Origin of the sequence: Microbacterium sp. (genome assembly GCF_039812165.1) — a bacterium.
In the GTDB taxonomy this organism is placed as follows: domain Bacteria; phylum Actinomycetota; class Actinomycetes; order Actinomycetales; family Microbacteriaceae; genus Microbacterium.
This window is the reverse complement of sequence record NZ_JBDIAB010000120.1, coordinates 1-9,031: the sequence shown is the minus strand read 5'-3', so window position 1 is coordinate 9,031 and position 9,031 is coordinate 1. Positions and strand designations below refer to the sequence as shown.

Annotated in this window: 3 protein-coding genes and 1 pseudogene; all 4 read right to left on the bottom strand. The window is 75.5% G+C overall.

Annotated features, from left to right (window positions below):
• A pseudogene (locus tag WML84_RS10020) lies at positions 1-680 on the bottom strand (transglutaminase); the annotation flags it as partial.
• Positions 677-2,023 (bottom strand): DUF58 domain-containing protein, encoded by a 1,347-nt coding sequence (locus tag WML84_RS10015; RefSeq protein WP_347346002.1) that lies wholly within the window; start codon positions 2,021-2,023, stop codon positions 677-679. The gene WML84_RS10015 and the pseudogene WML84_RS10020, both read right to left, overlap by 4 nt.
• A 34-nt stretch (positions 2,024-2,057) precedes the next feature.
• Positions 2,058-3,023 (bottom strand): MoxR family ATPase, encoded by a 966-nt coding sequence (locus tag WML84_RS10010; RefSeq protein ID WP_347346001.1) that lies wholly within the window; start codon positions 3,021-3,023, stop codon positions 2,058-2,060.
• A gap of 19 nt (positions 3,024-3,042) precedes the next feature.
• Positions 3,043-8,973 (bottom strand): Ig-like domain-containing protein, encoded by a 5,931-nt coding sequence (locus WML84_RS10005; RefSeq protein ID WP_347346000.1) that lies wholly within the window; start codon positions 8,971-8,973, stop codon positions 3,043-3,045.
• Positions 8,974-9,031: the final 58 nt, after the last annotated feature.

Sequence of the window (9,031 nt, the reverse complement as noted above, 5' to 3'; positions counted from 1 at the left end):
GGCCGGCGGCGCACGCGCAGTCCGCCGGCGGCCGCGGCGCGGTGGAGCGCCAGCACGCGCTCCTCGCGATGGCGCCACGAGAGCCACAGCACGCCGGCGACGAGCGCGGTCGCCCCGACGAGCGACTCCGCCGGGGCCGGCAGCGCGAACGGCCCCCACCCCAGCGGTGCGCTCAGCGTGGTGCGCCCGAACAGCAGGCCGAAGACCGGCATCGCGATCGCGGGCACGACGGCGAGGTACGACACCCGCCCCTCGCGCCACGACAGCAGGAGCGTCGCGCACACCCCGGCGAGGAAGACGACGAGTGCGGGGACGAGCAGATTGCGGTACGAGCCGACCGGCAGCGTCACCGTGAGCAGGTCCTTCCATCCCACCGCGACGCCCAGTGCCACGTCGCCGAGTCCCCGCAGCAGGTCGAGGGGGCCGCCGAGCCGGGAGGGCACGGCGAGCGGCACGCCCGTCACGAGGACGGCGGCGGCGATCAGCCCGGCGGCGGTCCACGCGCCCCAGCGCCGCCTCGCGACCACGACGGCGATGCCCGCCGCGACGACCGATGCCGCGCCCACGAGGACCAGAAAGGCACCGGAGCGATAGATCGGCCACGCCGCGACGGCGCCCAGGACGACCGAGGCGGCGGCGTAAGCGGCGCCCACGAGGATGCGGCGACGCGGCGCGTTCACGACGACACCCCCCTGAGCAGGAGACCGGCGAGGTCGTCGAGCACCCCGACGGTGAAGACGGCGAGCCCGCCGAACACCTGCGTGCGCGGGTGGGCGCTCTCGTCGCAGATGACGGCGATCACGACGGTGTCGTCGGGGAAGCACAGCGCGGCCTGGCGCAGGCGCGTGAGGCCGACCCGGGAGCCCACGACCACGACCGCGATCGACAGACGCGCGGTGGCCTCGGCGGTCAGGCGGCACACCTCCTCGATCGGCATGGTGTTCGTGAGGCGCTCGACGCCGCTGAAGGCGTCGAGGAGGAGCCGCGGCGCGCCGGACGGCAGGTGGCGGATCGCCCGCAGACGGCTGCGCACGACCCGCGGGATGTCCGCGCCGACCACGATGTCGAGGTCGCGCGCGTCGTGCACGGCGCGCAGGGCCAGCGAGGCGGCACAGCTCACCGCCAGCTCGAACTCGTCGTCGGAGGCGTGCTCGGGCTCGGCGAGCCCCAGCACGACCGCCATGCGCGAGCGCCGCGACTCCTCGTACTGACGCACCATCAGCTGGCCGGTCTTGGCGGTGGACTTCCAGTGGATCTGGCGTCGCGCGTCGCCCGGCGCGTACTCGCGGATCGCGTGGAACGACATGTCGGCGTCGACGAGGCGCCGCGTCGGGGTGCCGTCGAGATCGCGCACGATGCCGGCTCCGGTGCTGGGCAGCACGGCGGTGCGCGGGTGCACGTAGAGGTCGAACACCTCGGCGAACGAGCGCTCGCGCCGCAGCAGCCCGATCGGGTCGCTGCGCACGGTGGTCGCCGGGCCCACCGTGACGATGCCGCGCGGCTGGGGCGGCAGGTCGACGATCCGCACCGTCTCACGGCCCGCGCGCAGCATCGGCACGTCGAACTCGACGAGGCCGTCGCCCACGGGCACGTCGATGCGGCCGGGCAGCACGATGCGCGGTCCGCCGTTGCGCACGATGACGCGCGCGCTCACGCCCTCGCCGGCGACGATGCGACGGTGCCCGAGCGCGAGCGCGACGTCGTACGAGCGCGTGCCGAACAGGAACGGCACGCTCATGAGCAGCAGGACGCCGGCCACGGCGCCCGCGACGATCCACTCCATCCAGCCGAACACGAGGCCGAGGACGGTGCCGACCGTCGCCGCGGCGAGCGCCAGCACGCCGGCCGGGCGGATCGTGCGTGCGGCCCACTGCAGCGCGGCACGTGTCCCTCGACGCGCCGAGCGCCACAGCGCCGCCGCGCGGACGACCACGCCGACCATGCGACGGCTGCGCGCCGACGTGACCTCGGTGCGCTCGTCGACGCCGGCCGCGCGCGTGATGCGGGTCTCTCCGCTGGTCACGGCGAGGCCCCCGGCATCCGATGTCCGGCCGGCGTCACGGCCCCTCCTGACGGGTCGGCGGCGGCACGTCGAGCAGCACCTGGCCGACGACGGCCTCGGCTGTGACCCCGTCGAACTCGGCCTCGGGGTGCAGGATGAGCCGGTGCGAGAGCACCGGGATCGCCAGCCGCTTGACGTCGTCGGGCGTCGCGTAGGTGCGCCCCTGCGCGGCCGCGCTCGTGCGGGTCGCGCGCGTGAGCGCGAGGGCGCCCCGGATGCTGACGCCCAGGCGCACCTGGTCGGCCGACCGCGTGGCGTCGACGAGCCGCGCGATGTAGTCGAGCACGAGGGCGTCGACGTAGACGGTCCCGGCGAGCTCGGCCATGCCGACGAGCGCGTCGGGCGTGATGATCGGCGGGAGCTGCTCGGTCGCGACGGCGGCGCCGTCGAGGATGCGCACCGTCGCGGCGTGGTCGGGGTAGCCGAGCGACGTGCGCAGCAGGAAGCGGTCGAGCTGCGCCTCGGGCAGGCGGTACGTGCCGGCCTGCTCGACGGGGTTCTGCGTCGCGAGCACGAGGAACGGGGCCCCGACCGGGCGGCTCACGCCGTCGATCGTGACGCGGTACTCCTCCATGACCTCCAGGAGCGCCGACTGCGTCTTCGGGCTCGCCCGGTTGATCTCGTCGGCCAGCACGATCGTCGCGAACACGGGGCCGGGATGGAACTCGAACTCGCCGCTCTTCTGGTCGTAGACCGTGATGCCGGTGATGTCGCCGGGCAGCAGGTCGGGCGTGAACTGGATGCGCGTCGTCGTGCCCTGCACGGACTGCGCGATCGCCCGCGCGAGCGAGGTCTTGCCGGTGCCGGGCACGTCCTCCAGGAGCACATGGCCGTCGCTGAGGAGCGCGGTCAGGACCAGCTCGACGACGTGGCGCTTGCCGAGCACGGCGCGCTCGACGTTGTCGGCGAGCTGTGCGAAGGTCTGCGCGAACCAGGTCGCCTGCTCCTGCGTGATGGTCATCTCGGTCCTCGGTCTCGGTTCACGGTGCGGGCGGGAGGTTGGGGCTGCAGACGGCGGAGAAGGTCGTGACGGCAGGCTGCAGGCCCCAGCCCTGGGCCGACCAGTCGACGACGACCCCGATGCCGGCGACGCTCGCCGCGCCCACCGGCACCTGCCACGGGTCGGGGGCGGCGAGCGGCGTGCCCGCCGCGTCGAGGTACTGGACGGCGTCGACGGTGAAGCCGACGCTCGCGAGCCCTCCGGACGACGTCGCCTGCGGCGACAGCCTGCCGCCGCCGATGCACGCGTCGACCCACCAGCGCGCCTGCACCTGGTACGGCGCGCTGCCGGGGGCGGGGGTGGCGGCGCCCCACGCGGACTGCCACCAGCCGGCCACGTGGTCGTAGCGGACGCCGATGCCGGGATCGACGTCGAACACGCCGGACGGGTATCCGGAGAAGGCGACCACGTTCTCGTTGGGCGGCGTCTCCGGCGATGCGGGCGGCACGTCGATCGTCCAGTCCGCGCGGCCGCCGCCGGCGTCGTAGTGCGGCGTCGGTCCGACGACGAACGTGTAGCCGGTCGGCGCCGCGCCGCTCTGCACGGCGCGGACGTCGGCGCTCACGGTGGCGCGCCCGTACGACTGGCCGCCGATCCAGGACTCCACGCACAGGTCGAACGTGTAGAGCCGTCCGTCCGGCAGTCCCGCGAAGCGCCGGGTCTGCCCGTCCGGCGAGGTCGTGCACGACTGCCCCCCGGGCACGATGCCCCAGCGCAGCTGCGCGCCGTCGCCGCCGGGGAGGGCGGATGCCACCGCGTCGACATCCGCGAGGCCGCCGCCGGCGGAGGTCGCGGTGAGCGTGAGCGCGGCCTGGACGGGCGCGCCGACGCCGCCGGCGAGGACCACGACGGTCCCGCCGCCGGGGCCGGGCCCGACCCCGGGCGGCACGGGGAACCGGGAGAGCGGCGTGATCGTGACCGCCGTCGCGGTGTTCGCGCCGACCGTGAACGAGGGCAGCACGACGCGGGTCTGCCCCGCGCCGACGGCGACGACCGCGGTCTCGCCGACGGGGCTGACGATCTCGAGCGAGCCGGTGGCCGCGGCATCCACCCCGTCGATCGCGAGCGAGACGATGCCGCCGCCGCCCGCGGTGACCACGGGAGCCGCCGACACCGCGGCGGGGGCGGCCGGCGGCGCGTACGCCCACGCGACGGTCCGCACGCTCTGGTGCGACGTGCCGATCGCGTTGACCGCCCCCACCTCGTACTCGCGCTGCTCGCCGTTGGGCGCGGCGACGGCCGGGCAGTCGCCCGCGGGCGAGCAGGTCGCGACGACCGCGCCGGCGCTGCGCACCTCGAAGCCCGTCACGGCCGGGAACGCGAGGCCGGCCGCCCCCGGGTCGACGTGCAGGGTCAGCGTGCCGTTGCCGTAGGCGGCCTGGGCGACGCTGGCCGGCGTCTGCGGGAAGCCCTGCAGCTCGAGCACGAGCCGACCGTCGCGCTCCCCCGTGGTGCGCCGACCCTGCGCGTCGCGAAGCGTGAACGACGCGGTGCACGTGGCGCCGGGGGCGTCCGGGGTCCACGACGCGGTCACCTGCGACGGCGACGTCACCGCGAACGAGATGCCCGTGCACACGCCGGTGGGGCGCACCTCGACGAGCTCGAGCGACGTGCCCGCGAGCGGGTTCACCTCGCCGAGCGCGCCCACGACCGTGACGGCGCACGACGCGCCGGCCGACTGCGTGCACTGCTGCACGACCGATCCGCCTGCCGGCAGGCTCGGCGGCGCCGCACCCACCCGCAGGGTCAGACGGGCCGGCGCCACCGCGGCGTGGCTGGTGACGTTCACGACGACGTACTCCTCGGCGCCCGGGACGGCGTCGTCGTGGCCGACGATCGTCAGGACGCTGCCGGCGAGGGCGACGTCGAACGACGCGGCGACGTCGTCGACCTGGTACCGGATCGCCGCCCAGTCGGCGCGCGACTGCCATCCGGTGAGCCGCACGAGATCGTACGTCGCCGTCTCGCCGGGGGCCACCGTGAGCGACGCCGCCGACAGCGTCGGCTGCGGCTCGGCGGCCGACACCGCGATCGGCACCGACAGGTACGTCCAGTCCGTGCCGCCGGCCACGCGCACCGGCACGCGGCACGAGTCGGCCCACGGGGCGCCCTGCCCTGCCCGGTAGCGCACCAGGGTTCCGGCGTCGCGCTCGCACGATGCCGCGGGTCGCGCGCCCGAGGCGCGCACCTCGGCGCCCACCTCGAGCCCGACGCCGCGCTCGCGCGCGACGAGGTCGGCCATGTCGAAGGTCGCCTCGCCGGACTCGTCGACCTCGATCGGCTCGAGGCCGCCGCGCAGCGCCAGGGTCAGATCGGCGGCGGCGGGCACGCGCAGGAACGCGTAGGTCGTGACCTCCTCGCCCCCGACGCCGCGGCCGGTCACCGAGAAGGGGACGATGCGGCTCTGCGGCGTGAGCGTGCCGCGCAGGCGATCGCCGTCGATGCGCACGTCGTCGGGGCTCCCCCACAGGCCGAGCGTCAGGCCGCGGTCGTCGCCGCCCGTCCACGACACCTTGCCGCGCAGCACGTCGACGCCGGTGACGAAGTCGGCGCGATCGGCCGCGGTGAGCACCGTGTCAGCGACCACCGGATAGTCGGGCACGCGCTCCGAGACCACCTTGACGACGATGAGCCCGCGCGCGGTGTTGCCCGACGACGACTCCACGTCGTACAGGAACGACATCGTCGACGGCTCGTCGCCCGCGGCGATCGTGACCGTGCGGGCGGTGACGCCGCGCACCTGCCCCTCCAGGCGACGGAACTCCTGCGTCGGCGAGCCGTCCTGGGCGAACTCGGGCACGTCGGGACGGACGCCGGTGATCTCCAGGGCTCCGCCGCGCGGGTCGAGGTCGTTGGCGAGCGGACGCACCCGCACGACGTTGCCCGCGCCCGCCTGCACGTGCACGTAGTCCGTGTAGGTGATGGGGCTCGGGTTCGCGTCGCCGCCGAGCACGCCGACGCGCACGGTCGCCTCGCCCGTCGCGCCGAAGGCGTCCACCACGCGGTAGCGGAACGAGTGCTGACCGCTGTCGCCGGGGACGCTCGTGTACACGATCGCGGTGCCGTCGGCCGAGATCGCCGCCGAGCCGGCATCCGGCTGCTGCAGGATGCGGTCGAGCCGCACGACGTCGCCGTCGGGGTCCTCGCCGAAGCCGTCGAACGGGATGGACGTCGACAGGCCGCTCAGCACGCGCCCGGACAGGTTCTCGGGCAGCGGCGCGCGGTTCTCCTCGCCGGCGAGCACACGCACGCGCACCGTCGCGGTGTCGACGAGCGAGGGCGCGCCCACCGAGAACACCGAGTACGAGATCGTGTGCATGCCCGGCGTGCTCGGCGCGAGGTAGCGGACGAGGTCGTCCGACGCGAAGGCGAGGGCCTCGTCGGACGACGAGCGCACCGAGGCCGGGTCGATGCGCGGCGGCAGGCCCGACGGGGCGATGTCGTTCTCGAGCACGGGGATGTCGACCTGGGCGCCGGCGCGCACGACGACGGTGTCGTCCACCGCGATGGGCGCGAGCTCGGGCGCCGGGGGCAGCAGGTACACGGTCGCCTCGCCGTCGACCGACGCGCCGGCGTCGGCGGTGCCGTCGCTGACCCGGTACGCCACGGTGCCGAGGACGCCCGCCTCCCCCGTGGCCGTGGTGCCCGACACCCGCAGCTGGCTCTGCCCGACCGCGTCCACCGACAGCGTGGCCCCCGCCGCCGGGCGCGCCACGACGTCGCTCAGCAGCAGCACGCGGCGGGTCGGGTTCGACACCGCGGCGAACACGTCGACGGTCGCGTCGGCCTGGGGCCGCACGAACGCGATGACCGGCGCGGTGGACAGGTTCGGCGGCGCGTCGGCGGGCAGCAGCGTGATGCGCACGACCCCCTCGGCCTCGCGGTCGCCCGCCTGCACCGTGATCGCGACGCGATAGACGCCGGGCTCGGGCGCCGAGAAGTCGAACTGCGTCGTGCCGCCGACGATCGTCGTGGTGGCGGTGACGTCGTCGAGCACGCGCGCGGCCGTGACCGTCACGTCGCCCGCCGCCCCGGTGACGTGCGGCGCGACGTCGACCGTGAGGGGTGCGCCCGCGGTGTCGACGACCGCGAACGAGTGCACGGCCGGGCGCGCGTCGGCGCGCACGTCGATCGTGAGGGTGCGCGACGCGGTCGCCCCGCGCGCGTCCGCGACCGTGACGGTGAGGTCGACGGTCTGGTCGCCGCCCGACCCGTCGTCGCTGTGCTGGTAGACGACGTCGCCGGACGGCGTCGCGGCCACCGAGCCCACGCCCGACTCGTTCACGACCGACAGGAGGAGGGTCGGATCGCCCTCCGGGTCCACCCAGTCCGCCAGCACGGGGACGGTCACCGTCCCGCCGCGCGTGACCTGCGGGGTGGGCCAGGTCTGCCGGCATCCGACCACGCCGCACCATTCCGGGGGCGACTCGGATGCCGCGCCCACCACGTGCACGGTGACCGTCGTGGGCGCCGAGGCCAGGCCGTCCGGGGCGGTGCCGTCGGTGACCGCATAGCTGAAGGTCGCCGCGCCGGTGGCGTCCGGGGCGACGCGGATCGCGAGCCGCTGGTCGTCGTCGGTCGTGGCGACGGTGCCGAAGCCGGGGTCGAGCCCGGTGACGCTCGCGGGGTCGATGCTCAGCACGTCCTCGTTCGGGTCGTGGTCGTTCAGGAGCACGGGGAGGGCCACGAGCGCCCCCGCCCGCACGCCGAACGCATCCGGCTCGGCGATCGGCGGCTTCGGCTCGAGCACGACCGGCAGCTGCTCCTCGCTGAGCTGCGGCGCGGTCTGCGGGCGGTCGTCGAGCGTCCAGTCCTGCGTCGACGGCAGCAGCGCGCCGCCGGGCGCCGTCCACACCCATCCGGAGCGCGCGTCGTTGAGCACGACCGTGTCGCCGGTGTCGACGAACACGGGCCGGCGCTGCTCGGGCAGCGTGCCGGCGCCGTAGTCGAGCGCGGTCGTCCCGTCCGCCGAGCTCCACAGCGTACCGGGACCTGCGCCCTCCGGGAGCCACGCGCCGAAGACCGTGCCGTCGTGCACGATCGGGCGCGCCGGGGTGCCGCGCGTGCTCGTGCCGCCGGAGTGCACGGTCTCGGGCTCGCCGGAGCGGGCGGGGATGCGCACGATCCCGACCTCGTCGGCGACGTACACGGCGTCGGCGTCGGGATCCGGGCGGCTCACCGCGATCGCCCCCGTGGTGCCGACGGATGCCTCGCCCTGCCCGCCGCGCCGCCAGTAGCGGCCGTCGTCGGTGTCGAGCACGACCCAGTCTCCGCCGCCCGCCGTGATGGCGGGCGCCGCGGGCCGGGCGTCCACCGCGTCCTCGCCGCGCACGGCCGACGAGGCGATGTCGAACCGCAGCACCGCGCCCGCACGACGGGAGAAGCTGAACAGCATCCCGTTCCGGTCCACCGCGACGGCGTCCGCGGTGTACGGCGTCCGCGTCTCGCCGCCCGATCCGCCGGGATCGACCTGAGCGACCGACCCGGCCGACAGCCGCCCCGCGAACACCGCGCCGGTGTCGGTGCGGTAGGCGACGAAGTCGCCCGCGGCCGACGTCTCGACCGTGCCCGCGGGAGCCGACGGCGCCGTCTCGAGTCGTGCCGGGTCGAGGTCGACGGGCGAGGCCTCGTCGATGCGGACGACCTTGGTGTCGCTGTCGGTGAACAGGTACGCGCCCGCCCCGTTGTCGATCAGGCGGCTGGGGTTGCTGACGCTGCGCACCGTGTCGAGCTCGTCGATCGCGGTGTTCACCCGCCCGTAGCGCAGGCCGTCGGACTGCAGCACCCAGACCGACGCGTCGCGCGGCGGGGTCTGCTGCGCGTCCAGCCCGGGCCAGACGACGCCGAGCGCGACGAGGAGGGCGAGAGCGGCCGCACCGGCCGACAGTCCGACGGCGACGCGCCGTCGCATCAGCCCGCCCCCGCGAGCAGCGCGAACACGATCGCCGCGACCGCGACCAGCGCCGCGA

Coding starts and splice junctions, on each gene's coding strand:
- WML84_RS10005 (WP_347346000.1), bottom strand. CDS start 8,973: ATGCGACGGCGCGTCGCCGTCGGACTGTCGGCCGGTGCGGCCGCTCTC.
- WML84_RS10010 (WP_347346001.1), bottom strand. CDS start 3,023: ATGACCATCACGCAGGAGCAGGCGACCTGGTTCGCGCAGACCTTCGCA.